Annotated in this window: 29 protein-coding genes; all 29 read left to right on the top strand. The window is 41.9% G+C overall.

Going from position 1 to position 25864, the window contains the following annotated elements:
- Positions 1 to 6 precede the first annotated feature (6 nt).
- Positions 7 to 522 (top strand): sigma-70 family RNA polymerase sigma factor, encoded by a 516-nt coding sequence (locus ACQE26_RS13240; protein WP_500469669.1) that lies wholly within the window; start codon positions 7 to 9, stop codon positions 520 to 522.
- 105 nt (positions 523 to 627) lie between these two features.
- Positions 628 to 765: a hypothetical protein gene (locus ACQE26_RS13245; RefSeq protein ID WP_162839615.1), complete on the top strand. Its 138-nt coding sequence runs from the start codon at positions 628 to 630 to the stop codon at positions 763 to 765.
- 298 nt (positions 766 to 1063) lie between these two features.
- The gene (locus ACQE26_RS13250) at positions 1064 to 1276 is read left to right on the top strand and encodes a helix-turn-helix domain-containing protein (protein ID WP_500469671.1); all 213 of its coding nucleotides are present in this window, start codon (positions 1064 to 1066) and stop codon (positions 1274 to 1276) included.
- Positions 1277 to 1412: 136 nt separating this feature from the next.
- Positions 1413 to 1562, top strand: coding sequence for a hypothetical protein (locus ACQE26_RS13255; protein ID WP_283002405.1), 150 nt, complete (start codon positions 1413 to 1415; stop codon positions 1560 to 1562).
- Positions 1563 to 1814: 252 nt separating this feature from the next.
- Positions 1815 to 2030, top strand: coding sequence for a helix-turn-helix domain-containing protein (locus ACQE26_RS13260; RefSeq protein WP_500469673.1), 216 nt, complete (start codon positions 1815 to 1817; stop codon positions 2028 to 2030).
- Positions 2031 to 2210: 180 nt separating this feature from the next.
- Positions 2211 to 3023 (top strand): hypothetical protein, encoded by an 813-nt coding sequence (locus ACQE26_RS13265; protein WP_500469675.1) that lies wholly within the window; start codon positions 2211 to 2213, stop codon positions 3021 to 3023.
- A 22-nt stretch (positions 3024 to 3045) separates the two neighbouring features.
- Complete coding sequence (locus ACQE26_RS13270) at positions 3046 to 3765, top strand: hypothetical protein (RefSeq protein ID WP_500469677.1); 720 nt, start codon at positions 3046 to 3048, stop codon at positions 3763 to 3765.
- A 305-nt stretch (positions 3766 to 4070) separates the two neighbouring features.
- Positions 4071 to 4436: an HNH endonuclease gene (locus tag ACQE26_RS13275; RefSeq protein ID WP_500469679.1), complete on the top strand. Its 366-nt coding sequence runs from the start codon at positions 4071 to 4073 to the stop codon at positions 4434 to 4436.
- A 224-nt stretch (positions 4437 to 4660) separates the two neighbouring features.
- The gene (locus ACQE26_RS13280) at positions 4661 to 5176 is read left to right on the top strand and encodes a phage terminase small subunit P27 family (protein WP_014418201.1); all 516 of its coding nucleotides are present in this window, start codon (positions 4661 to 4663) and stop codon (positions 5174 to 5176) included.
- A complete protein-coding gene (locus tag ACQE26_RS13285) occupies positions 5173 to 6882 on the top strand; it encodes a terminase large subunit (RefSeq protein ID WP_500469681.1) in 1710 nt (569 codons plus the stop codon). Before ACQE26_RS13280 ends, ACQE26_RS13285 begins: the two co-directional genes overlap by 4 nt.
- A gap of 13 nt (positions 6883 to 6895) precedes the next feature.
- A complete protein-coding gene (locus ACQE26_RS13290) occupies positions 6896 to 7066 on the top strand; it encodes a hypothetical protein (RefSeq protein ID WP_014418199.1) in 171 nt (56 codons plus the stop codon).
- A gap of 4 nt (positions 7067 to 7070) precedes the next feature.
- Entirely contained in the window at positions 7071 to 8351 is a 1281-nt protein-coding gene (locus ACQE26_RS13295) for a phage portal protein (protein WP_060560119.1), read from the top strand.
- The gene (locus tag ACQE26_RS13300; RefSeq protein WP_500469684.1) at positions 8314 to 8940 is read left to right on the top strand and encodes an HK97 family phage prohead protease; all 627 of its coding nucleotides are present in this window, start codon (positions 8314 to 8316) and stop codon (positions 8938 to 8940) included. Before ACQE26_RS13295 ends, ACQE26_RS13300 begins: the two co-directional genes overlap by 38 nt.
- Before the next feature lie 38 nt (positions 8941 to 8978).
- Positions 8979 to 10271 carry a phage major capsid protein gene (locus tag ACQE26_RS13305; protein WP_500469686.1) on the top strand — a complete coding sequence of 431 codons (1293 nt, stop codon included), beginning with the start codon at positions 8979 to 8981 and terminating at the stop codon, positions 10269 to 10271.
- Between the two features lie 22 nt (positions 10272 to 10293).
- Positions 10294 to 10683 carry a collagen-like triple helix repeat-containing protein gene (locus ACQE26_RS13310; RefSeq protein WP_500469688.1) on the top strand — a complete coding sequence of 130 codons (390 nt, stop codon included), beginning with the start codon at positions 10294 to 10296 and terminating at the stop codon, positions 10681 to 10683.
- Positions 10684 to 10700: 17 nt separating this feature from the next.
- Positions 10701 to 11003 carry a head-tail connector protein gene (locus ACQE26_RS13315; RefSeq protein ID WP_500469690.1) on the top strand — a complete coding sequence of 101 codons (303 nt, stop codon included), beginning with the start codon at positions 10701 to 10703 and terminating at the stop codon, positions 11001 to 11003.
- A complete protein-coding gene (locus ACQE26_RS13320; protein ID WP_500469692.1) occupies positions 10993 to 11307 on the top strand; it encodes a phage head closure protein in 315 nt (104 codons plus the stop codon). The genes ACQE26_RS13315 and ACQE26_RS13320 overlap by 11 nt, the downstream gene beginning before the upstream one ends.
- Positions 11308 to 11706, top strand: a complete 399-nt coding sequence (locus ACQE26_RS13325; protein ID WP_500469694.1) for an HK97-gp10 family putative phage morphogenesis protein — start codon at positions 11308 to 11310, stop codon at positions 11704 to 11706.
- Positions 11703 to 12086: a tail completion protein gp17 gene (gp17, locus tag ACQE26_RS13330; protein WP_014418191.1), complete on the top strand. Its 384-nt coding sequence runs from the start codon at positions 11703 to 11705 to the stop codon at positions 12084 to 12086. The genes ACQE26_RS13325 and gp17 overlap by 4 nt, the downstream gene beginning before the upstream one ends.
- Before the next feature lie 14 nt (positions 12087 to 12100).
- Positions 12101 to 12709 carry a major tail protein gene (locus tag ACQE26_RS13335; protein WP_500469696.1) on the top strand — a complete coding sequence of 203 codons (609 nt, stop codon included), beginning with the start codon at positions 12101 to 12103 and terminating at the stop codon, positions 12707 to 12709.
- A gap of 65 nt (positions 12710 to 12774) precedes the next feature.
- Positions 12775 to 13152: a phage tail assembly chaperone G gene (gene gpG / locus ACQE26_RS13340; RefSeq protein ID WP_439390298.1), complete on the top strand. Its 378-nt coding sequence runs from the start codon at positions 12775 to 12777 to the stop codon at positions 13150 to 13152.
- A 196-nt stretch (positions 13153 to 13348) separates the two neighbouring features.
- Positions 13349 to 17836: a phage tail tape measure protein gene (locus ACQE26_RS13345; RefSeq protein ID WP_500469699.1), complete on the top strand. Its 4488-nt coding sequence runs from the start codon at positions 13349 to 13351 to the stop codon at positions 17834 to 17836.
- Positions 17830 to 18669 (top strand): phage tail family protein, encoded by an 840-nt coding sequence (locus ACQE26_RS13350; RefSeq protein WP_032863628.1) that lies wholly within the window; start codon positions 17830 to 17832, stop codon positions 18667 to 18669. The genes ACQE26_RS13345 and ACQE26_RS13350 overlap by 7 nt, the downstream gene beginning before the upstream one ends.
- 14 nt (positions 18670 to 18683) lie before the next feature.
- A complete protein-coding gene (locus ACQE26_RS13355) occupies positions 18684 to 20387 on the top strand; it encodes a phage tail spike protein (RefSeq protein ID WP_500469702.1) in 1704 nt (567 codons plus the stop codon).
- A gap of 53 nt (positions 20388 to 20440) precedes the next feature.
- Positions 20441 to 23005 (top strand): peptidase G2 autoproteolytic cleavage domain-containing protein, encoded by a 2565-nt coding sequence (locus ACQE26_RS13360; protein ID WP_500469704.1) that lies wholly within the window; start codon positions 20441 to 20443, stop codon positions 23003 to 23005.
- A gap of 14 nt (positions 23006 to 23019) precedes the next feature.
- Positions 23020 to 24843: an XkdV family phage structural protein gene (locus tag ACQE26_RS13365; protein ID WP_500469706.1), complete on the top strand. Its 1824-nt coding sequence runs from the start codon at positions 23020 to 23022 to the stop codon at positions 24841 to 24843.
- Positions 24840 to 25202, top strand: a complete 363-nt coding sequence (locus tag ACQE26_RS13370; RefSeq protein WP_500469708.1) for a YomQ N-terminal domain-containing protein — start codon at positions 24840 to 24842, stop codon at positions 25200 to 25202. The genes ACQE26_RS13365 and ACQE26_RS13370 overlap by 4 nt, the downstream gene beginning before the upstream one ends.
- Positions 25202 to 25387, top strand: coding sequence for an XkdX family protein (locus tag ACQE26_RS13375; RefSeq protein WP_032863638.1), 186 nt, complete (start codon positions 25202 to 25204; stop codon positions 25385 to 25387). The genes ACQE26_RS13370 and ACQE26_RS13375 overlap by 1 nt, the downstream gene beginning before the upstream one ends.
- A 49-nt stretch (positions 25388 to 25436) precedes the next feature.
- A complete protein-coding gene (locus ACQE26_RS13380) occupies positions 25437 to 25859 on the top strand; it encodes a phage holin family protein (RefSeq protein ID WP_025852561.1) in 423 nt (140 codons plus the stop codon).
- Positions 25860 to 25864: the final 5 nt, after the last annotated feature.

Raw genomic sequence — 25864 nt, forward strand, 5'->3', positions numbered from 1 at the left:
TGAAAAGTGCAAGATTTAATCATTGAATATAAAAGATCGTTAAAAGAAGCAAGAAAGATATACCGGTCATTAACGGAAACACCGGAAGTTGAAATGACGGCTGAACAAAAGAACGATAAGAAGATAATTGGTAGTATGATCAGCGATATTGAATTTACTCTCGAATGGATGCAGAACGGAAGACAGCCCGGTACCCGCCGAGGTGCTGACAGAAGAGATGCATATCAAAGGACGATTCTTGCTGATCCGCGTTTAATTGATGCACTGCCGGAAGAATATGCAATCGTTCAGGAAGCTGAGGGAGAGGTAAGCGATTGGGATAAGGAAAGAATCACTGATGCCTTATCCGTCCTCACAGAAAGAGAAAAAGACATATTCTTGATGCATGCTGTGCAAAACATGTCATTCGAAGAGATAGCGCAGTTATTGGGGATTAAAAAAGGAACAGTGCAGAAGAACATTGAACGTTCCCGTCTAAAAATGAAAAATAGAGCAGATCACAGCCTATTCTGTTTAGCGTGAATAGGCTCTTTTTTTATTGGATAAATAATGAGAAAAGTCCATTAAATTACTTGACGTAAGTAAAGTTTAGAGGTATAATTAAAGTATAGAAAGGAGGGAAAGAAAGTGGCTGAAATCGCATTGGTACTAGGGATTATCCTTACAGCTCTTACAGTTGTTGAAAAATTCCTCATCATAAGAGAAAAGCTTAAATCAAAAAAGCCCAAAATCAAAAAACGCCGTCGACCAAGAAAGCGCAGATGATTTTGAGCCGAGGGAGAAGGTAGCGCTTCTCCCTTGCTCCAAGTATAACAAATCCAGCGACTAAAGAAAAATACTTGAAAGCCAGCCACTTTCAAAAAAATGAAAAGTGTACAGTCCACGACCGATATTGTTGTTCTTCTCGCCCTGGCATATATGCTGTTTTTCCGTCAGGATGTGGCAGCGGGACCGTTGAAAACGGCTCTCGACATTAGTCTGATCATTTTATTTGTTGTTTCGATCATTGAGAAAGCATTTTCCCTTTACTTGAAATATCGTGAGAAAAAAGGATGATTCAAAAATGTACAAGCCTAAAGAGCGTGACGCAATCAAGAAATTCTTGAATGAAGAGATACTCAATACAAGTGAGGCGCTTGAGATATTGGGGTTCACCCGTCAGTATCTGAACCAGTTAGTAAAAAACAGGGAATTGGAGCCGATGAAAGAAATGCCTCGGGACAGGCTTTTTCTGAAAGAGGATATTTTGGATTTTCAAAAGAATAGACGGAAATGAGCATCCGAAAAATAGGGTGCTTTTTTTATGTAATGATAATATTTATTGGAAAAAATCAATATTTTTCATATATTCATATTGACGGTGGTAAATATAAGTGTTATAATTAAAGTATCGAAAGGAGGTGTTAACGAGCATGGAAATCGTTGAATTCATCCTTAGGGATACAGCTTGGTTAGTCGGAATTCTCGTTGGGATTACGACACTGATCAAGAACATCAAAGACCTAAAGGGTGATAAAAACAAAAAACGACGTTCTCCCGGCAAGAAGAAACGTCGCTCATAACTAACGAGGGGAATCACTTCCCCTTCTTATACTATAACATTAAACAAAACCATTGAAAAATTCCATGCTCGGGGATAATGAAAAAAATATTAGACTCAACAACACTGTTATTTTTCGTCTTGTTCTGCTTACAATTCGCTCGAATGGATTATAACAACCTAAATGTACTGGACATAATATCGATAGTGCTAGCAGTTATCTGGCTCACGCTGACGATTATAAACGTAGTTATGAAATGGAGGAATTCACAAGATGGATAAGTTTGTATTTAGTGATGTCGAAGAATTTAGAGCGTTCCTTGATAAAGAGGTAATAACAACCTCACAAGCAATTGAAATCATTGGATGCAGTCGTCAAAACCTTAAACAGTTAGTTGATCATGGAACACTGAAGCCAATCAAAACAACGAATAGGGATCGTCTTTTCTTAAGAAAAGATATTTCGGCGTATAAAAAGAAACGTATCTGAAATAAAATGATGTTTTTTCGTCTTACAATTGCCACCTAATTTATGAAGAAAACTTATTATAAACTTTACCCTGCTTCTTAACGATTGTAAAATAACAACATCGATTGTTTTATTAACACCTTTTTTAGATTAAAATGATATTGCTCAGAAAATTTCTTGACTCTCTGTGAGGTGAGTAATATGGACTTGAAAAAATGGTTCGCAAACAACAAATGGATCTATTTAACCGTACTATATATAATCACAATGATCTTCCAATTCTCAATTAATAAATGGCGTTTCATTATAACTCCTGCTGGGATTGGTCTTATTATAGCTCTTTTCACAACTATATTAACCAATTCAAAGGCAGTTAAAAAATTTCTGCGCAAGATCAAATACTTTATTGGTTTCTCTATGTTTAAGTGGGAAGCACAAGCAGACTTTACAATAAAACGTGATAACATCAATTCTACATTAGAAGCAGAAGAAGAGAAAATCTTAAAAATCCTGCTATTATCACTTAAAAATAACAAAGAAAACCATAATAAAAAAGATGTGCGTGTATCTTATAGTAAGCATAGAAATATGATATTAACCATTAAGGACTATGTCGTCGACATGGAATTTTCTCTAACAGACTTAGCTGGTATTGATGATGACGGTGATGAAGTAATAGCACTAAAAATAAAGACAATTGCCTCCTTGCGTTATAAGGACAGCAATAGAGCCATTGAAGGTATACTGTTAGAGTTTTATTATCAACTCTGTAAAAAATATGAACCATCGTATGAAAAGTACACATTTACGATAGAGCCAGAAAAAGCAGGGAAAGATTACATGAAAAAGATTTTTATTAACGAGTATGATCCTGATGAAATCACGGCTTTTGAAATTAGAAACAATAATACACGCTATAATGAATTTGTCACACAAAAAAGTATAAATTTTGTAACAAAAAGGAGAGATGAACTAAAGAATTTGGTGAAAAGTGCGATATTAAGATTGTCTTAACCAAAAATGGGAGGTTGCAATCTTGGCACAGTCTATCAAAATGCACAAATTACAAACGACACCTGAAAGTTATCCTGTGGAGTCAGAAGAAGTAAACACAGGGATTAGTGCTGTATCATTTAAAACAAAGGTTGAACACATTGGACAAAGTGAATATGATGGCGATTTAAAAAAATTAAAAATTACTCATGAGGTTGGGGGAGTTTTTCAAGGGAAAGGCATTCTTGAGGATGGCTCTATTCATGATATTATTGCTACCGCCTCATCTGAGGAATTTCCTTGTTTTGTTAAAGAAGAAAGGTACCTATATACTTCAGGTACCAGAAGAGAAGTTTCATCTCAAGCATTAAGGAGACTTAGGAGATTTAGGAAACATGATAATCAAATTATTGCTGAAAACATAAAATTAAACTTATTAGACTTTAAAAGCTACCTAGAGGATTCAGAGGAAGGCAATATAAAGGGTGGCTGGTTTAGAGGCATGGCGGTAAGAAATGTGGAGGTGGCATACCTAGGCGGTGGAGCTGTTACTGAGAGTGATGATTGGGATCGTTATGAAACGAGTGGTGGAGAAATCTCGGCTCTTCGAATAGACCTACCATTAGGGGATTTAGAAGATGAGCCTACCAAGGTCTTGTTAACGCGTGATGGTAACTGTGTCGTATATAAAAATGTGGGTGAGTTTGGATTATTAAATATTGCAATGCCTCTCTTTAATGCAGCAGAACAATTTATTGAATAAGAAATCGATAATTTTAAGCATCCTTCGGGGTGCTTTTTATATTCCCTGTAAACTGATTCCGGTAAATCTCAAGGAGACAATTGGCGGCTAACGGCTTGAGTACGGTGTCGGTTTAGAGGGAATGTAAGGAGGTTGCATGATGGGATTCATAGCACAATATGGAGAGAGCATAGAAAAAGAGACGCAGACATGTAAGGGCATAGATATGGCGGGACAGAATGAAGGGGTATTGAGGGAATCAATGTATATGAACTTCAATTCTTTTTGGCATTCACACCGAAACAAAGGAATAAGGATATAAGTTCATGCCGCCCAAGCCCCTAAAGGAATGTGCCGCCCGTGGTTGCCATGCCCTTACCCGGGATAGGTACTGTGAAGCACACAAGACACAACAACAAGAAGAAACAAAACATTACAACAAACATTCAAGAAACAAAACAATAACAAGTTTTTATAAATCAACTGAATGGAAACGAACAAGACAACTTGCTTTGATACGAGACAATTATCTCTGTCAGCATTGTTTGAAAGCACACTGCTTCACTCCGGCTGACATGGTGCATCATATAGTGGAAGTAAAGCAAGATTGGTCGAAACGATTGGATATAAAGAACCTTGAAAGCTTGTGTAATGCCTGTCATAACAAGGCTCATGGCAGTAAAGGCAAGTAACCACCCCCCTAACAAATCTCTGGAAGGGAAACGAACGGAGAACGGCGATCCCCCTTCTGTAAACAAACACCGCTTTTCAAAGTTCCGGAAACAGCAGAAAGCCCCCTCGGCAAATCAACCGAGAGGGCTTGGTACGACTGGTTTTGTGTTTGATTCCATCGTATCACGATTGGTGAAAAAAACAAGAAAAAAACGTACTTTTTGAAACGAAATGAGGTGAAAACATGCCGAGACCTGCTAAATCTGCAACACTTCAATTAATTCAAGGCAATCCTAATAAAAAGAATACGGATGAGCTGGCTGCCCGTGCTGAGCACGAAAAAAAGATAAAAATGCGCTCCGACAATATTAAAGCGCCACCTTGGTTAAATAAAATTGCGAAAAAAGAATTTAAAAGGGTTGCTGCTTTGTTATCTGAGGTGGAGATTATTACTGAAGCAGATATCAGCATGTTGGCCGCCTATTGTAATGCATACTCTCAGTATATTTCCATTTCAGAAATCATTGAAAAAGATGGGATCATGGTGCATACCGAGGGACAGGATGAGGATGGAAATCCTATTCAGTTGATTGGTGAAGAGCATCCGTTATTGAAGCGGCAAAAGAATTACTATGATCAAATGAAATCAGCTGCGAATGATTTCGGCCTTACGCCATCTGCACGGGCAAAACTCGCTATTACCCGCACACAGGAGGAACGAGAAAAGACGGCTGCGGAAAAGGAGTTTGGTAATGTATGAAGACAATAAAACAATTTCTTATTGATTACTCACGCGACGTTATATCGGGTGAGATTGTCGCATGTGAAAAACACGTATGGGCTTGTCAGCGCTTTTTGAATGATATCAGCCGGGAAGGTACCAGAGAGTTTCCGTACGTCTTTGATGATGAGAAAGCGCGTCGATTTCTTTACTGGATGACACAATTCAAGCATACGAAAGGGCCGTTGCAAGGTGAAAATATTGTGCCGGAGCCTATTCAAATATTTATTTTCGGCAATGTGTACGGCTGGGTGCATAAGGATAACGGCTATCGACGATTTAAAAAAGTGTATTGGCAGGTTGGCCGTAAAAACACAAAAACACAAAGCCTGGCATGTGTTGGATCCTATGAGGCAATGGCTAACGACGAATACATGTCCGAGGTTTACATAGGTGCAACAAAAACGGAACAGGCGAAAATCTGTTGGAACGAAATTAAAGCACAGATTATGCAAAGTGACCTTTTGAATAAGCCGGAGAAGAAATACCAAATTGCTTACGGTAAGATTGAACATCCCAAAACACAGTCAAAAATAGAGGCGCTTTCGAAAGATGCAGGTAAAACGGGGGACGGGTTCAACCCGCAATGCGGCATCATCGATGAGTACCACGCTCATAAAACTTCAGAGATTTACGATGTACTCGCTTCTGGTATGGCTGCTCGTGCTCAACCGTTAATGATGATTATTACGACAGCAGGGTTTGAGCTAAATAATCCCGCCTATCGTGTGGAATACGATTACGTTTCACGTATATTGGATCCTAATAAAGTTGAGCAAAATGAAAAGTATTTTGTGATGATTAATGAGTTAGATAAAGACGATGACATTAAAGATGAGCGCAATTGGATAAAAGCAAACCCTATTGTGGCAGCTAACGAACACGGGCTAAATTATTTACGTGGAGAATTGGAAGTAGCGCTTGCTGTGCCGGAGAAGATGAGAAATTTCATGACAAAGAATATGAACATTTGGGTCAATATGCGCGAGAATGGTTATATGGATATGCAAGCTTGGGCTGATTGCGGTTCGGATGAATTTCCTGAGCTAAAGAACCGAGAATGTTATGTCGGCATTGACTTGTCAAAAACGATTGACTTAACTGCCGCATCTTTCATCTTCCCGTTAGATGACGGCAGCTTTGCTGTCGATAGTCATGGATTTATGCCAGAGGATACATTCCATGAGCGGATGAACACGGACAAGGTCCCTTACGATGTATGGGAGAAAAAGAACTGGTTAACAACAACAGATGGTGCTGTCGTCGATTACGATTATATCAGAGCGTATATTAAGAAAATGGAGAAGGAACATGGCTGGCGCATCAAGGAAATCGGATACGATCCATATAACGCTACTCAGTTCGCTCAGCAAATGGAGGCAGACGGATATGTAATGGTTGAAATTCGCCAAGGGGTGGCTACTCTCTCAGAGCCGACAAAAGACTTCAGAGCAAAGGTCAAGTCTAAAAAAATCATACACCCGAAAAATGATCTTCTAACTTGGGCAATGGGGAACGCTGTAACAAAAGTTGATGCTCAAGAGAACATCATGCTGGATAAATCAAAATCAACCCAACGGATTGACCCGGCCGCCGCGCTTGTGAATGCGTATGTACGGGCTTCTCAAATCAATAATGAGGTTGATTTAAACGCATATATCAAGTCAGCTTCATTTTCTTTCTAAAGGTGGTGTAAAAGTGAAGAAAATACTGACAGCCATGATGCTTTTTTTAAATGATTTTCTTTTTATCATAGGTGCTGCTTTTATATTGGCAGCTGCATATCGTTTGCACACAGACATCGGTCTTGTTTTGACAGGTGTCTTTTTTATATTTTATGCACTGCTGCTCAGTAAGAAAAGGAGGTGATTAATTGTTTTTGGAAGGGCTGTTTTCTAAGAGATCAAATGATGAAGAGCCTTGGGGCCTCGCAAATCCTCCTGATTGGATTATAGATATGTTCGGCGGCTCAAAAACAGCTAGCGGTGAACGCGTCAGTGAATCAACAGCACTCATCCACCCTGATGTTTTTTCGTGTGTAAATGTATTGTCTGACGACATTGCAAAGCTTGCCGTCCATACATTCAAAAAGAAGCAAGGAAATATTATAAGCAGTATGGATCATCCTGTTGCCCAATTGCTTTATCTAAAGCCGAATCAATACATGACTGCTTTTACTTGGAAAAAGCTCATGATGACCCATGCTTGTACGTGGGGGAATGCCTATTCTTATATAAAAACAGATCGGAATGGCTTTATTACAGCTCTATTGCCATTAAACCCAGCCAATACGCAAGCCTATGTAAACCCAAACACAGGTATGCTGTGGTATGAAACGGTCATTAATTCAAAAAGTGTTGAATTGTATGCAGATGAAATCCTGCATTTCAAGGGTATGACAGAAGACGGGATCAACGGTAAGAGTCCTATCGGAGTTATAAGGGAGCATATTGGCGCGCAGTCGGCTGCTACAAAATTTAATGCGAAATTATATAAAAATGATGCGACACCACGGGGAATCTTAAAAGTTCCGACTTTAATCGACGAAGATGCAAAACAGCGGGCGAGAGATGAATGGGAAAAGGTAAATGCCGGGCGGAACATTGCAATTATAGATGCCGGTCTTTCTTATGAATCAATATCAATGCCGTTGCAAGAAGCTCAGTTTGTGGAGTCTATGAAATTTAATAAGGCACAAATCGCATCTATTTTTAAAGTTCCATTGCATAAAATCAATGAGCTGGACCGGGCAACATTCAATAATATTGAACACCAATCGATTGAATACGTAAAAAACACGCTGCAGCCGTGGCTGGTTTCTTTTGAACAGGAAATTATTACGAAACTCTTTACTGATGAAGAGATTAAAGACGGGTTCTATATCAAATTCAATGTAAACAGCGAGCTGCGCGGTGATGCGAAATCTAGGGCGGAGTATTATGAAATTATGGAACGGATCAGTGCATTAAATATAAATGAAATTCGTGCTTTTGAAGAGAAAAACGCAATTGAACACGGTGATAGGCACCTTGTATCGCTTAACTATACATTCCTTGATTCATTGGAGGAGTATCAAATGAACAAATCAGGTTCAGTTAAGGGAGGTGAGGACATACATGAGCAAGGAAGTTCGCCACCTAACAACGAAGATTGAGTTGCGTTCTGCTGGTGAAGGGGAAGAAAAAAGAGATTTTATTGAGGGTTACGCCTTAAAATTTGAAAAATGGTCTGAGCGTTTAGGTGGATGGTTTAAAGAAATCATCAGCCGGGATGCATTAGCTTCCACGGACCTTTCAAACGTAGTAGCGCTTTTTAATCACCGCCAGGATTATCCGTTAGCGAGAAACACCGTTTCTGGCGATGCTGGGCGGCTTGAATTAGAGACAGATGCTATTGGTCTAAAATTCCGTTTTACCCCCACCGATACAACGTATGCTAAAGATTTAATGGAGAATATCAGAAGCGGAGTCATTAATCAGTGTTCCTTCGCCTTTTCACTGAATTATAACAAGAATGAGCCGGATGAATGGTGTCATAATGATGAAGAAGATGTATATGAACGTCGAATCAATAACATCGAGCGTATTTTTGACATATCACTTGTAACAACGCCTGCTTATAACGATACAGAGGCTGTGATCGGTGAACGCAGTTTAGAAAAAGTCGAACAGATTAAAGAAATGCGCGATGCGCCAATAGAAAAACTAAAAATGGAATTGGAACTTTTAGACCTAACGTTATAGGTCTATTTTTTATGTTCAAATCTAAGGAGGATACACGAATGCCAGTAGCAATGACAAAAAAGGAACGTGAATTAAGACAAAAATTCACACAAAAGAAACAAGAGGCTTCAAATTTTTTGGAGGATGGAAAGCCTGAAGAAGCTCGCAGCATGCTTGAAGAAGCAAAAGAGCTGCAGAGTCAAATTGAATTAATGACAGAGGGCCGCAGTTTAGAACTTCCGGAGATTGGCGAGGAACGAAACTTTGCTGCAGAAATCAAAAGTGAATCAAAGAAAGAGACGGAAGATCGTAATATCTTAACAGCGACGAAAGAATACCGGGAAGCGTGGTTGAAGGTGCTAACCGGCCGCAGCCATGATCTTGAAACAGAAGAACGAAACATGATGGAACGCGTTTTGAAAGAAAACCGTTCATTATCTGCAGGCAGCGATAAAGACGGCGGCTATACAGTGCCGGATGATATTTCAAAAGAAATTTTGAAATCTATCCAGGAACTAAACTCTGTTCGTAATCTGATCCGTGTTGTTCCGAAAACTGCGCCATCCGGAAATTATACGGTTCGTAAAGGCGTTGCCGGAAAACTTTATAACACAGCGGAGAAAGAACAGATTAAAGAACTAAAGAATATGGAATTTGATCAAATTTGGTATAACGTCAAGAAATTCGCCGGAATCATGCCTGTTTCCAGTGAGTTGTTAAATGATTCATTTGTAAATTTTGTTCAAGAGATCGTGGACTGGCTGTCTGAATCAGCCGTTGTAACAGAGAATGATGAAATTTTTTATGGAGACGGCGGAGAGAAAAACGTTGAAGGTATCATTAGCAGCGGCAAATTCAAGTCTATTAAAGCACCGTCACTCATTACGATTAAGTTTTTAAGAAAAGTGAAAAACCAAATTAAGCGCGGTTATCGACGTAACGCTGTTTGGGTGATGAATACTGAAGCGTTTGAAACGCTAGCAAATATCGAAGACAAAAACGGCCGCGGCATTTTAGCGGAGGATCCAAGAAATGAGGATAATTTCTTGCTATTTGGGCGTCCGGTTGAAATCTATGATGAAGTCCTTACGGATGATAAAACACAGAAAACACACATTCTTTTCGGCGACTTTAAACGCGGCTACTTCATGTTTGATCGTCAAAAATTTGAAATCAAATCTACAGATGTTGGCGGAGATGCCTTTCTTACGGATCAGACATATTTCCGCGGTATTGAGCGGTTCGATGGAAAAGTAGTGGATCCAGAAGCTGCAATCATTGTAACTGATCTTGTTGTTGGTGAGGATGCAAAAGTGGAAACACCTGAACAATCTGCTGATCTTGGAAACTAATACTGAAAGGATTGATTAAAAGATGGCAAAACTAAACAACATTCTAAACGAAAGTAACGGTGTGCTAACGTCAGCAAGAGACAACGGGGAAGGAGCGCCTATTACGGATATTTCTGTTGCTGACAATAGCGAAGAAAACCCACTATTTGTAAAGGGACTTAAAGGGGATCCAGGTGAACAAGGACCGCAGGGGGAACCTGGTCCTGTTGGTCCGAAAGGCGAAAAAGGTGATCCGGCAGTTATTGATGAGGGCAGCATTGTACATGAAATGCTTGCTGACAAATCAGTTCGCAGCAATAACATTGGAACAGGCAGCGTCATGATGGATCATCTGAACAGTGAAGTGAAGGCAGTACTTGACGGTATGCAAAAACAAATTGATGAACTGAAATCCACCACTTCTGCAGAATGAAAGGCAGGTGATGCCAGATGACAGAAGCTGAAAAAATAGAATTAGAAAAAGCGAAAAAATTCCTCCGGGTTGATAATGACCTGGAGGACGATTTAATTCTCGCGTTCATTGCCTCCGCGAAGGAATACATCACTTCGGCAACGGGCCTTGCTTTTCCTAATCAATCAGCACGGGCCGCCATGTGCGTAAATGCTTTTGTGGCACATTGGTATGAGAACAGGGAAATAGCCGGTACAACATCTAATTTAGACGGCGTGCTGACCTCGTTAATCAATCAGCTGAAGTATACATTGCCGGGGAGGACGTCAGATGCTGAATGATATGCGTTACCGCATTCAATTTCAAAAAAAGAAGCTCGGCGGCCGTCTGCCTGTGGAGGGAAATGATAGCTGGGAAACAGTTATTGAATGTTGGGCAAAGGCGGAGGGCTTAAAAGGCCGGGAATATTATGCTGCAGCGGCCATACAAAAAGAAAAAACAGTTCAATTTACAATCCGGCTCCGTGAAGATATCAATGAACATATGCGAATCGTCTTTCAGGGAAAAACATACGAAATTGATGCTATCTTGCCGAACTATTCGCGTCGCCATTTTATTACGATCAAGGCAAATGTGGTGAGTTAAATGAATTTCGAACTGGAATTGAAAGGTTTTAGAGAATTGGAGTCCACTTTCGCAGAACTGGCCCGTAAGGATGAAAAAATCCATAAAGCAGCTGTGAAAGCAGGAGGAACAATTTTAGCGGCAGAGATCAACGATGAAGCGCCGCGCTCTGCCATCGGCGGCAGCCACCATCACATTGATGAGGATATTATCGTTGGTAGCCGAATCAGAAGGGATGAAGACGGAGAAATATATGCGGTTGTAGGACCGACCAAAGATACAAAATTCCGTGTTCACTTGCCGGAATTCGGCACGCTCCATCAAGTTGCCAATCCATTTATTCACCGGAGTATGGTAAAGGCGAATGGCAAGATGCTTGATGCAATGGAAAAAGTCATAAAGGCAGGCTTTAAACTGTGAATCTAGTAGAAAGATCATCACAACTAAAAAATAAAGTATTTGAAGCGCTGGAAAAAGATCCAGCGCTTTTAATGTTGACTGGCCCTGAAAACATCTATGAACTGGCTGTGCCAGAAGGTTTGGAAAGCCAACCACCTTATATTGTGGTTCAAGAATTAGAGTACAGAACGACTGAATGGGCAGACGGGCATCCAATTAAAGATAGCACTTTGTATCAAATTGATGTGTATCACAACCAGTCGTGTGATCCAATTATGGCGGCTATCTTGGATGTTATGGGGAAGCTGGATTTTCAAACGACAGTTCTTATCAATGAATTTTTACAATCAGAGCGCCTCATTCGAAAAGGTTATCGGTTTGAGGCAAACATTTTATTATAATCGGAGGTTTTATGATGCCTGAATACAGCTCAATGGTGGGATTAGAAGGCGTTCAATACGCACCATTAAAAAAAGAAAATGGCTTGTGGGTTGCCAGCAAGATTGTCGACTATCCACATGCGATAAATGCAAAGATGGCAACTGATTCATCTACAGAAAAGCAATATGCTGATAACAAGGTAGTTGACCTTGCTGTTTCAACTGGTTCAACGAAATTAGACTTAGAGATGAGAGATGTTCCGCCAGAACACCTTGTCAATTTGTTTGGGATAGAGGAAACCACAGATGGACTGTATTTATTTAAGAAGAATGTTACTCCGCCTTGGATTGCTATGACTTTCTTTGGTGTGAAAGCTAATGGAAAAAGACGATATGTCGGCTTAGTCCAAGGTCGGTTTACGCTGCCTGATGACGACTGGAATACAAAAAAAGAAAAAGTGGACTTTCAAACTTCTAAGTTGTCAGCTGAATTTCTTGAAAGAGACCAGGATGATGTATATAAAGTGATCGCGGATGAAGATGCTCCTAATTTCGATTTAGATAAGTTTTATGAAAAAGTGTATGGCAATGCCTATACATCATCCACTGCCGATCAAAAAACAAGTACAGATCTAGGTGCTTAACTTAGGGATTAGGGAAGCTTAAGAGCTTCCTTCCCTTTGTATTCGTATAAAAAGGAGGAGTCAACATGGCTCAAAAACATATCTCTATTAAACTATGGTTCGAAGATGAAAAGAAATTCAAAACATTTATTGCACCCCGGACAAATACAAAAACACTTCTTGAAGCATTACGATTAAATGCAGAAGCGGAAAAAACAGCGGATAATTTGGAGAAAAGCATCAAAATCCTCGAAAAACAGCTGCAATTTATTGTTGGGATATTCCGCAATCAATTTACTTATGATCAATTATTTGAGGGGTTGGAATCTTTTGAAGTTGCGAAAGAAGTGAGCCGCATTCTCTCGGAAGTTGCCGGCTATAAAGAAATTGAGGCTGCTGATCAGGATTTTTTGCCGGAACAGACGGAGGAGAATACACCTACGAGCGCGGAATCGAGCAAATAAATGAAATTTACGCCACTCTCCTGCAACAAGGGTGGAGTATGAACGCAATCGACGAGATGGACATATATCACTATTTAGAGATATTGACAGAAACCAATAAACCAGAAGAAGTGAAATTTGAAGATGTCTTCTTTTAGACGGGCCTATAGCCTGTCTTTTTTGTTGAATCTTTGCCAGGAAAGCGGGGTGGATACATATGGCTCAACCAATAGGAAATATGGTCGTTAAAGTCGGTCTTGATGATACAGGATTTAACCGGGGTATTGAAGGCTTAAAAAGGCAGATGCGCCTGGCAAATTCAGAAATGAAGGCAGCCGGAAGCATTTATAAAAATGCTGGCAACCAATCTAAGCTCTTGCAATCACAGATGGAGGGCTTAAGCAATAAGTATAAGATCCAAGGCAGATTAGTCCAAGAACACCGTCAACGGTATGAAGAACTGGTCAGACAGAAAGGAAAAGACAACCGGGAGACACAGATTCAGGCGCGGCGTTTGAATGATGCTATTGCGGTCCATGAGAATCTCGGCAAAGAACTGAATAAAGTCGGCAAAGAGTTTCAAACCATGTCAGACAGCAGCAGTCGGGCTGCAGGCGTTTTTTCTGTTTTTAAAAAGGATTCAAAGAATGTATCAGAAGAGCTGAACGCTGTTTATAAATCCGCAACAGCCACAGGAAAGGCATTAGCGGGGATTGGTGCCGCCGGAGCACTTGGGATCGGTGCAACCGTTAAGGCCGCAGCAAGCTTCGAGAAAGATATGAGCCGTGTCGCCGCATTGGCGAACGCAACGGATGATCAAATGGCATCATTAACAGAAACAGCCCGGCATCTCGGCGCTGTCACACAGTACACGGATGGGCAAGTAGCTGAAGGCATGCAGTATTTAGCGATGGCCGGCTATAAGACGAACCAAATTATCGGTGCTATGCCCGGCTTGCTTGCAACGGCTGCCGCCGGACAAACCAACCTCGGCGTTACGGCTGATATTGTTTCTGACATCTTAACTGAATTTCATATTAAGGCAGAGGACACAAACCGCGTTGCCGATGCAATGACGTATACATTCACAAACTCCAATGCTACTTTGCAGGAGATTGGTCAAACGATGAAATACGCGGCTCCGGCTGCTAAAACAGCAGGCGTCAGTATGGAAGAGTTGGCCGCGGCAACCGGTATTATGGCAAACAGTGGTATTAAAGCAGACATGGCCGGAACAGCCCTCCGAGCAACGCTAACCCGTTTGGCAGCTCCACCTAAGCCAGCGGCTTCCGCTATTGAGGAATTAGGTTTGAAAGTGACGGACTCTACCGGCAAGATGCGCCCGCTGGCCGACATCATGGGGCAGATCACAGAGAAAACAAAAAATTATACTGAAACAGAACAGATCCGGATCGCCAAGCAGCTTGCCGGACAGAATGCTCTATCAGGATTTATCACACTCATGCATGCAGGGAAAGATAAACTGCAAGAATTTACAGCGGAAATAGAAAACAGTGGCGGCATTGCTGAAAAAGTAGCTGACAAGCAGATGGACAACCTGGCCGGATCCGTAGAATATCTGAAATCTGCAGCAAACAACGCGGTCATCACCATGGGAAACCAGTTTATACCGATTATTAGGGCTACTACTGATGGACTGACATCATTAGTGACATGGTTTGATTCTTTACCACACTCTGTGGCGAGCACCATCGCTATTACAGGTGGAGCAGTTACGGTATTTTCTCTTTTGGGCGGGGCTTTTCTGTTGGTACTTGGAGCTTTACCGAGGATCGCCGCAGGCTGGAATATGCTCCGCACGGCTGGAGGATATTTAACCGGTAACGTCAATCGGGCATCTGCAAGTCTCGGCGTTTATACGACTGAAGCTGTTGCGGCAGGTGCTGCATCCCGAACAGCGGCAGCTGGTATTGCGACAACTTCCACTGCGGCAACGGTAGCAGCCACCCGAATGGAAAGGCTCAACCAAACAAACGCCGTGGCAGCGACGCGAGTGGGCCGGCTGGAGCAATCGACAAATAGAAGCTCGAAAGCGATGCGCGGACTTGGCGGCGCTTCCCGTGTGGCCGGTACTGGTCTAACTCTTTTCGGCGGTCCAATCGGAACAATTGCCGGACTCGTTCTTACTTTTGCTCCTGAGCTGTTAAAGTTCGGCGCCGGAATTATCAAAACCGGATTAAATGCCGTAAAAGGGGCGGGCGGATTTATGAAGCTTGCAAAAAGCGGTTTCGGCCTCTTTAACATACTTAAAAAAGGTACTGCCGTTGTCGGTCTTTTACGTGGCGGACTCGGATTGTTAGGCGGACCAGTCGGTGCGCTTATTACGGGGGTGACTCTATTAGCTGATGCCGGGTTTAAGTATTACGACAATTTAAAGAAACGAGTACTCCCGGCGACAATTGAATTTGGAGACGGTGTGTCAAAATCCACAGCAAAAGCTGTAAACGCCTATGAAGACATGAACATAGAGGCTACTGCTAAGCTGAACACCCTGAAAGCGACCAATGCTACCATCACAACTGATATTGCAGATGATATGTCAAAGCGCTTTAAAGATATGGGTGATTCCCTAAAAACGGGATACAAAACCAGTGCGACCAATGCAACTAAAGTGTTGAAAGAATTTTATGCTTCTAATAACGGAATGTCTGACAAAGAAGAAAATAAAATCATTGGCAAAATTGATGCCTATAACGAGAAAAAACAAAAGAAGATTCAAAAGTATGTTGATAGAGTGGATGAAATTTATAGAACTGCCGCCCGGGAAAATCGAAAAACAACGGAAAAAGAGAATAAAGAAATAGCAAAAATTCAAGGCGAAATGCTTGCTGAAATGGAGACTGCGCTCTCACGAAGCAAGGCTGAGCAGATAAAGATATCTAAAAAGTTAAAAGAAGAGGCGTCTAATCTTTCTGCTAAACAAGCGGCTGCTGTTATAAAAGACAGTAACAAGGCAAAAGAGAAAACAATTAAAGCAGCTAAGAAACAACGTGATGCCGTTATTGATGCCGCGGATGAGCAACGTTATGTAAAAGGGTCAATTTCTCAAAAAGAACACGATAAAACCGTTGAAAACGCAAGGAGCCAGGCTAAAAAGACAATTAATGAAGCAGAGGAAACTCATAAAGGTGTCGTGGAAGAGGCAAAAAAACAAGCTGCTGGGCATATTAGCGAGGTTAATACGGAAACAGGAGAAGTACTCGGCGTATGGGATTTATTTAAAGTTGACTTGGCCGAGAGGGTTAATGCTGTTACTGGTTGGATCAATAATATTTTAGAATTTATGCACATGGATACTATTCCAGAGTGGAAACCTGCTGGATACGACAACCGTCAGCCTTCCTCTATGCAAATCGCACCGGGGGTAGCCTATGCCAAAGGAACAGACTTCCACCCAGGCGGCCGGGCATTAGTCGGCGAAGAAGGATGGGAGCTTGCTCACACGCCCGGCATCGGCACTTACATTGTCGGAATGGGCGGCCCGCAAGTGTGGGATCTTCCGCGTGGTACGTCTGTTCTTCCGCACGCTCAGTCGAAAGAAGCAGCTGCCATAGGGCTTCCCGGTTATGCAAATGGGGTCGGAAACTTCTTCAAAAATGCGTTTGAGGGGTCGAAAAAGCTAGTGAAAGGCGCTGTCTCTGTCGGCAAGAATGTCATTGGCAAAACGAAGGACGTCGCTTCTGACGTTATGGATATGATTATCAAAGGGCCGCAAAAGATAATCAGCAGCATTTTCAAAGGCATGATCCCGTTTAAAACAGGAACCGGAATAGACGGGTTAGGGACTGGTATTCTCAAAACGCTAAAAAGCGGTGCCCTTCAATTCTTAAAAGGGGTCTTGCCGGATGTGGGATTTTTTACGGCAGATGCCTATAAAGGAGCAACCGGATCTGCCCAGGTCCAAAAATGGGTATCGGAAGCGGTCGGCATTGCTGGTGTCCCGTTTTCATGGGTTCCCGGCTTAATCACGATTGCCATGAAAGAGTCAGGAGGAAATCCGAATGCCATTAACCTTACAGATTCGAATGCAAGAGCAGGAAACCCGTCAAGGGGGTTAATGCAGACCATCCCGAGTACGTTTTCCTCTAACGCATTTCCGGGTCATAACAACATACTTAATCCGGTGGACAACATTCTGGCGGCCATTAATTACATCAAAGGGCGATATGGAGATATATCAAATCATCCCGGCTTGAAATCAATGGCGCGCGGCGGCCCGTATGTGGGATATGCAAAGGGCGGTACTTCTCCGGGGCGCGGCGGCTCCAAGCTCGCCGTCCTCAACGAACGAGGGTACGATGAAACCACCATTACGAAAGATCCGGCATACCGCGAAAGGAATATCGGATTGTGGGCGCGGGTTGGGCGTGAGCTTGGCGTACTGCCTTCACTGCAAGAAGGGATGATCTCAAAGGCTTTGCTATTACTCCAAAAAGCATCCGCAGCACAGCCTGAAAATGATAGAAGTGTCAATATCGATATGACTCGGGTCGTGGAGAATCAAGAAAGGCAAATCAGCATGATGGGGCAGCAGATTGACGCTCTCCAGCAGAACATTCAGCTACTGCAACAGCTGGTCTTAAAAGATAACAACACTTATATTGACGGGGCCCGAGTAGACCAAACAAGCGCTGACCGATATAGAAGAAAACAATATAGAAATGGGGGTAAGCCTGCTTGGTAAAACTATTTTTGGATTTTGATAACGGATTGGGGGAGCAGAGCCTTGACGGCTTGCTCCCTCAATTTGAAGTGTTGAGTTTTTTGGCAGAAGCGCCGGCTATCAATCGGGAAACAATCACGATCCCGCGGCGTCATGGTGTTATCTCAGCACAGCATCCACGTGATGTGACCTATTCATCAAGAAAAGTCACTGTAGAAGTATATATGAATTCAAAAATCCACAACAATTTTTATATGCTTAGGCATCAGCTCTATGCTTTATTGGTGAAGCCATTTGCCTATTATATTTCTACTGACTTATGGCCGAATCGCCGTTTCCTTGTTATGTGTGATGGGAATTTCAGCATTTCCAAAGAAAAGGAGAAAACACATGCTGTTTTTTCTGTCGAGTTTACCAATATTACCGGAATGGCAGAATCTAAGCATTCAACCAAAACAGCGCAGAATCAGTCAGGAGAGAACTGGAACATTGGTATGAACCTGCAATCAGATGACAACCTGGCCTATTATTTTAAGAATCAGAAACGTTTCTCTGTCTTTAATTCCGGAGATGTCCAAATCAATCCACTAGATCACGCGTATAACGTCCTATTGAAGGCCAAGGGGAAGAATGTAACGCTAATCAATCATACTAATGGCGAGAAATTAACGATTGAACAGGAGTTGAAGAAGTCACAGCAGGTATCATTTTTAAAGCAGTACGCGCTGCTCAATAATAAACCAATAAAAACATCTGGACGTCTGCCGAATCTCGAAATTGGCTGGAATGAGTTTGAAATTCAAAATGCCGATGATTTTGTCATAGAATTTGACACACGGTTCTACTACTTGTAAGGCAGGCGGTTTATATGGCGAATACAGATTTTATTAAAGAGATTGCCGGCGACGCCCAGCAAATATATAAAAAGCACCGTATTCTCGCATCACTGATCATTGCACAAGGATGCTTAGAAAGCGCTTGGGGCACAAGTGAATTGGCGACAAAAGGGCATAATCTTTTCGGTATGAAGGGCGAATACAACGGCCAATATGTCATTATGCAAACATGGGAAGTTATCAACGGAGAAAACGTACAAGTTCCGGCTAAATTCAGGAAGTACCCTTCGTGGAAAGAATCTATACAAGACTTGGCGAACCTGTACTTGAATGGCCTTAGCTGGGACAAAAACCATTATAAAGCTGTTGTCGGGGAAACAGATTATCAGAAAGCAACTGCGGCTCTCGTCAAAGCCGGGTATGCTACCGACCCAAATTACGCAACAAAATTGAACAGCCTCATTTTCACCTATAAATTAACGAAATATGATACATCAGAAGGAGTACCAGACGAACCGAGTAATCCAGGCACACCAGATCCTGAGCCAGACATACCAAGTAAAGAATATGATGGTAAAGACATTACGCTGAATCAAAATTTGCCGAAAGACGTTTATTTCCCTCAGCTGCATGTTTCCAGCCAAGACGGAAATCAAGTGGTCGAAGTCATCGGTGCTGATCCTGATTTATTAGATGATACCACCGGAAAAAAAGATATAGAGTTTACGATCACTCGGACTGCTGATAATGGCATTGAATATGATTTGCTTATAAATGACAATATCCTTTATTTGGACGAAAAAAAATTCAACCATCAAAAATACTTTATTACGATGGTTGAGGTTGATCAGGAAAAAACACTCAGCAAGAAAGTTTCTGCAAGCCATGTTTTCGTTGCCGTTTTGAACAATCATTATGTAGAAGAGACGATCAGCGGCACACTGACTGTACGAAAAATGCTTGATTTCACATTGAAGGGGACGAAATTCTCTTACATTTTCAAAGACAAGGAAAGTGAATTTAAAAGTGTGGAGCAGGAGAATTTTGGTGATAAGTTCGCGAATGAGCTGATAAGCGAAATTGTGGAAGACTACGGCTTAGAGCTTGATGTGGATAATTACAAGATATACGTTTATAAAAAGATGGGAAAGCGTATCAATCACACTCTCGACTCTCGTTATAATATGCCCGGCATTAAAATTAAAACATCGACAGACGGCTGCTCTACCCGAGCACGGGGATACGGAGCAATAAAGGAAAACAGCAGTACCGATAGCAAAAAAACGGAGTACGTCTTTGAGCCGGTCCTTTACAAGCACCCTGAGGAAAATAAGTTCCTGCTTGATGGCATGCCGCGGTGGGCTGAGCCACTGCGCGACGAGCGTTATAAAAAAGAGTCCAGCATGATGGAGGCGCTTAAAAAATACGTGAATCCTTACCCGAAAATGGAGATCGAGGTGGATTATGAATACATCTATGAGCTAAAGCTTCTTGACATACAAGATGATTTTTGGAAAGGAGACACACTTCATGTGTTGGCTGATACAGTTTATGGCGTAACCTATGAAGACGATGTCCGGCTGCTTTCTATTCAATATAAGCCCTTAAATCCATATGCAAAGCCAACATTGAACTTTGCTAATTTCCGTAAAGATATTCAGGATATCCGGATGGAGCAAGAAAAGCGATTAAAAGATCAAAAGCGTTATGTACAAAAATTGAGAATGATGATTTAGAAGCGCTCTTTTTAAGAGTGTTTTTTATTTTGTCTTGAAAGGAGAGTGACACATTGGGATTCAAGTTAATCAAGGATTATGACACCACTAGAAACGCAAGGTATATTGCTGAACAAAGAGCAGATGCTGAGACCGTTGAAAACGGATTGAATAGTCTTGAAAACGAGATAAACAGCCATAAAAAGAGCAATAAAGCCCACTCGTCGGAGCAAATTGACCACGGCGGCTTTTCTTTACGCTCATATATCGATGGTCTATATAACCGGATACGCAACCTGATTTTAAATGCTGATGGAACAAATGTAAAAGAAGTTGTGGATGCGCGGGTTGATGCTGAAGGAAATATAACTCCATTGCTCAAGGAGCGGCTGGATAAAGAGTATAACAAGCTTCTCCAAAAGATTAAACGAACCGTCAATGTAGATGACTTCGGTGCTGATCCAACCGGAGAAACCGATAGTTCAGAAGCGTTTAAAAGGGCAATTGGTACTGGTAAGGTTCGTCTCATGCTATCAGCCGGCACATATGTTGTTAAAGGAGTCAAACTTCCATCTTGGACATATATGATTGGTCAAGGTATGAGTGTCACTACACTTAAGCTCCATGAAGATACACCGGCCAGCGAGTGGGTCGTTACAAATGCTGATCATACGTTAGGCAACCGGAATATTGTTGTTGAAGGTATGTCTCTTGATTGGAATCCGGAACGTCAAGGCGGTGTAGGGGCGACTGGCGGGATACATTCAAGCTGCTTGACATTTGCGCAAGTCAAGTTCGGTATCATCCGTGAAGTTGAGGGTATTAATCCGGGGTTGCATTGCTTCGATATAACTGCACCGACATATGATATAACTGCTAAAAACTATACCGCAACTGGCAGTAAGTATATTTGGATTGACCGCTGTGTTGGCTCTGGTTATGGTGACGATGGCATTACAACACACTACAGCGAATACGTTTTCATTACACATAATGTTATGACAAACCCTACCGGGAAGGCACATCGTAAAGGCGGGGCCAATTCAAACGGTATTGAAGTAGATGATGGTTCTAAGCATATCTGGGTGATTGATAACTATACTGAAGGTAACGTCCGCGGGGTAGAAGTTAAGGCCCATGCAGAATGGCCGGCACCTTGTAACGTCCATATTCGAGGTCATGAATCCTTTCGGGACGTCCGATCATTTGATTTGCGACACATTGGGCATCATTTAGCGACGGATCCGTGGAGTGAGACTGCACGTGATGTGACGTTAGTAGACTGCACGTCAAGAGAACCAAGGTTCAATTCGCTTTATGAAGGACTAGCTCCAAAGGCGCTAGTTGTTTCGGCATATCAGAGAGTGAAAATCATTGGTTTTACAGCGATTGGGGATCCGACATACGACTATAAAGAAGATTCAGTTATTGCATTTCAATATAAAAGTCGAAAGATAAACGTTACCAATCTTCAAGTAACTGGATTTAAAACTGCTGAATATGACATTCGGATTGTTGGCGGCGATCAACGAACAGATGATGTCTTCATTTCCGATTTTGTAAGCCATGAATCAGCACCTAACGGGATCGGAATAGGAGGCGGCGTATACAATGTAAATTTAGTTAATGGTTTACTGCACGGCTCGAATGGTATAGCTGGCATTACATCGCCGAATACTCAAACGAACATCCTTGCAGTAAGGGCTTATGGCTATAGAAACGCGGCAGTATTAGGTGACCAAAAGCACTCTGTCGTTCCAAATAACGTCAAAGGCGGTTTCCGCGCAGCAACATCTTCCGGGCATCCACTTACGAATTACAGTGCTATCATTGCAAATACCGGATCAACAATTGCAAAGGGTGAACGAAATCTGATTGCTGGTAACGCAGGTGGAGCATCTACAGAAGGATCACGAAATGGTGTAATGTTTTCGTACGATTCGCATACGACCGGAGACGGAGCTTCTTCGGGTGTTATGTTTTCAAAGGCTACAAAGAATAGTAAATCTTATTCCCTTGCGATGGGGCACGGTGATGGCAGCGCATCAGAAGCGAATAAAAAGATTGAACTTAATGCTAAAAATGGGACTGTTCGAGCTACAGGCGCTATTGAAAGTGTGTCTAATTTAAAGGACTTAGCGGAGTATTTTGAATCTGCCGACGGCTCAAAGATTGAGGCATCTTATCTTGTTGCGTTAGAAGGCGATAAGATACGTAAAGCTCATGTAGGGGACAAGATTCTTGGCGTTGTTTCAAAAACAGCCGGCGTTGTGCTCGGTGGAGCATCGTTTTATTGGAATGATCGTTATCTCCGCGATGAATTTGGCGGACTGGTTTATCGTGAGGTGAATGATGGAAATGAAATTTTTCAGATCCCTGTTGAAAATCCGAATTATAAGCCTGAAGCGGAATACAAACCTAGAGAGGAAAGGGACGAGTGGCATGTAATCGGTTTGATCGGTCAAGTCTTCGTAAGGATCGACGAAACGGTAACAGTCGGCGATAGTGTTTCTGCCATCCATGGTGTTGCAACAAAGGCGGGAAGCGCCGGATACGGAACTGTTATGAAAATCAAAATTCCGTTCGATGTGAAAAAAGGTTACGGGGTAGCACAGATGCTAGTTACGCCGCAGCATTAAGGGAGGAATCAAAGATGTATAAAACGGGGAGTGTGTCATTCGATATTAATGCCGGACGGTCAAACGGCCGAACCACTAACATACAATTTATGACACAAGATACGGGCAGCGCCAAGCTGTCCTTTTCTTTTATGAAGGATGGCGTACCGTTGCCTTTGTCAGCATTGGATGCAAAAATCGTTCTGCTATATGCTGACGGATCATTTTATAAAAAGAGTCTTACGCTTATAGACAAAGTCAATGGTACAGCTGAATACATTTTGTCTGATGAGGAACTGAAGCATTACGGAACCGTTAAGGCTGAAATCAAACTATATTATACAAACGGACAATCCCTGGTAACTTCATTTTTTACCTTTTCTATCGCTAAAACGTTAGAAGATCAGAACATCGTTCCGACAGCTGACTACTACATTGACGACTTTGAAACGCTGAGAGACGGGGTAAACCAAACCGTTGAAGAAATCAGTCAAACCGTTGAGGAATTACGGGAGAAATTTGCCGATCTCGAAGCTGTTGAAACGAAAAAGGGCTCGCAAGAAAAGGCTGACGCTGTTCAGGCGAATCTTGATAAGCATTCAAAGGATAAAAGTAACCCACATGGAGTAACAAAAGCGCAGATAGGGCTATCTGCCGTAACAAATGACGTACAAGCAAAGAAAGAGGATTTTGACAAACACACCTCTGACACTTCAAATCCGCACAAGGTTACTGCGGCACAAGTTGGACTTGATAAAGTCGATAATATCAAACAGGCTGATTACTATGCTTTTCGACAACACGATAACAACGGAGAAAGACATACATCAAAAGTTGAAAAGGATAAATGGAATGCAGGACAGCTCTTTAAATTAACGGAAGATAATGGGCTGGCGAAGTATCTAAGCGGTGCTGATTTCAATACGGTAACGGATACAGGCTTATACTATATGAGCAGTGTCACGACAGCATTAAATGCGCCCGTGAATAATAACGGGTATCTGTTCGTCCACAACTACGGAACGTATGCATATCAGGAATATACGTCCTATAGCAGCAGCGACTCAACGTCGTTAGGCCGCCGAAAGTTTATGCGTAATAAAATCTCAGACTCGGATTCTTGGACGTCATGGCGTGAGTTTGAGTCAGTGGAAGGGGCGCAGTCAAAAGTCGATGTTCATGCCGATAAAACGGACATTCACGTAACAAAAACTGAAAAAGACAAGTGGAATGGCGGCCAGATGACGAAGTTGACAAAGGATGACGGAAAACGAACACAATTAGTAAATGAGACAGACGTTCTAGCGTTAAGTTCAGGTTATTATTATGCGAATGGCACATCAGTTAAAAACAATCCTGTTGTAAATGATAGCTCATGGTTTAACTATGATGTTATCGAAGGCGATTCTGGGAGAAAGTCCATCATAGCTTGGCGTAGCTATGATAACACTTTATGGCATGCTACGGTTCATACTAACGGTGTTTTTAAAGGATGGAAACGGCTCATTACAAATAATGATTTTGAAAATCCTGTGTGGCAAAATATTACGCTGAAAAACGGTGCTACCGTGGGGACACGCACGCCAATATATGCAAAATCGGGTTCTTTGTTGTTATTAAGAGGTCACGTAAGGGTAGATGCTGAAATTATTTTTGGGTCAATACCAGTTGAGTACACGCCGATAGGAGGGGCTGTCGTTTCGGTTGCTCTAAGTGGAACAGGGGGAACGGCAAATTTGATTGTATACGATGATGGTGACTTAAAGATTAAATATCCAACGCCACTTGATTCAAATAGATTAGATGGTTTTTATATAGATGTATCTGTGCCGCTGCAAACAGGAGGAACTGCAACATGATTCAAGCATACAAGTATGGAGAAGATTTTATTTTTATCGGACCTTCTATTATTAGCGAAGTAGATGAGCAAGGAAATTATATTATTCCTGAAAATTGCACGCTAATTCAACCACCTTCATTTTTTAAGGCGAAATTCGATCCTAGCAAACAGGTATGGATAGAATCGGCTACACGACAAGAAAAGAATTCTATATTAGAGCACGCAGAAAATGTTCAAGGACCAACGGCTGTTGATATTTTAAAACAGCAGAATGCTGTCATTATGGAGCAGTTGGCAGAAGCTCAAAGCGCAGCCGAGGAACAGTCAAAAATATTGGCTGACTTGCTTCTTATGTTGGCAGAGGGAGGAAAAGCATAATGGATTGGTTTACAAATATCAAGACCATTTATGGCTGGGGCCGGAATTATTATACAAACGCGAATGTTGCCCGTTTTGTTGAATTGAACAGAATTACTGAAGAGCAATATAAACAAATCACTGGTTTAACCTATCCCGCTACAGAACAGCCAATCAGTGTGGATGTGGGCGGGACAGGGAGCTAATAAACACCCCAGAGGTGTTTTTATTTTGCCTCGAAGGAGGTGATTAACAATGGAGGGAATACAAGTGATGTTGAATGTTGAAAGCTTACAGATCGCAAGAACATATCTATTCGGGGAGGTGAAATACCTTGATTTACTTTTGATCCTAAGCATCTTGGATGTTATCACAGGCATTATAAAAGCATGGAAAATGAAGCAGCTCCGGAGCCGCAGTGCATGGTTTGGATATGTGCGGAAGATGCTCAGTTTTATGGTGGTCATCGTCGCCAACATTATTGACACGATAACAAATTTGAACGGCGTCCTGACCTTTGGAACCGTTCTTTTTTATATCGCAAACGAAGGACTGTCCATTACGGAGAATTTGGCGCAGATTGGCGTTAAAATCCCGGCCGTCATCACTGACCGGCTTCACGTAATTGAAAGCGACAACGATCAGACAAAAGAAAAAGACGATCAGGCAGCTGGTTAATCCGG

The sequence above is a fragment of the Bacillus sp. 5RYD7K genome (assembly GCF_059831465.1).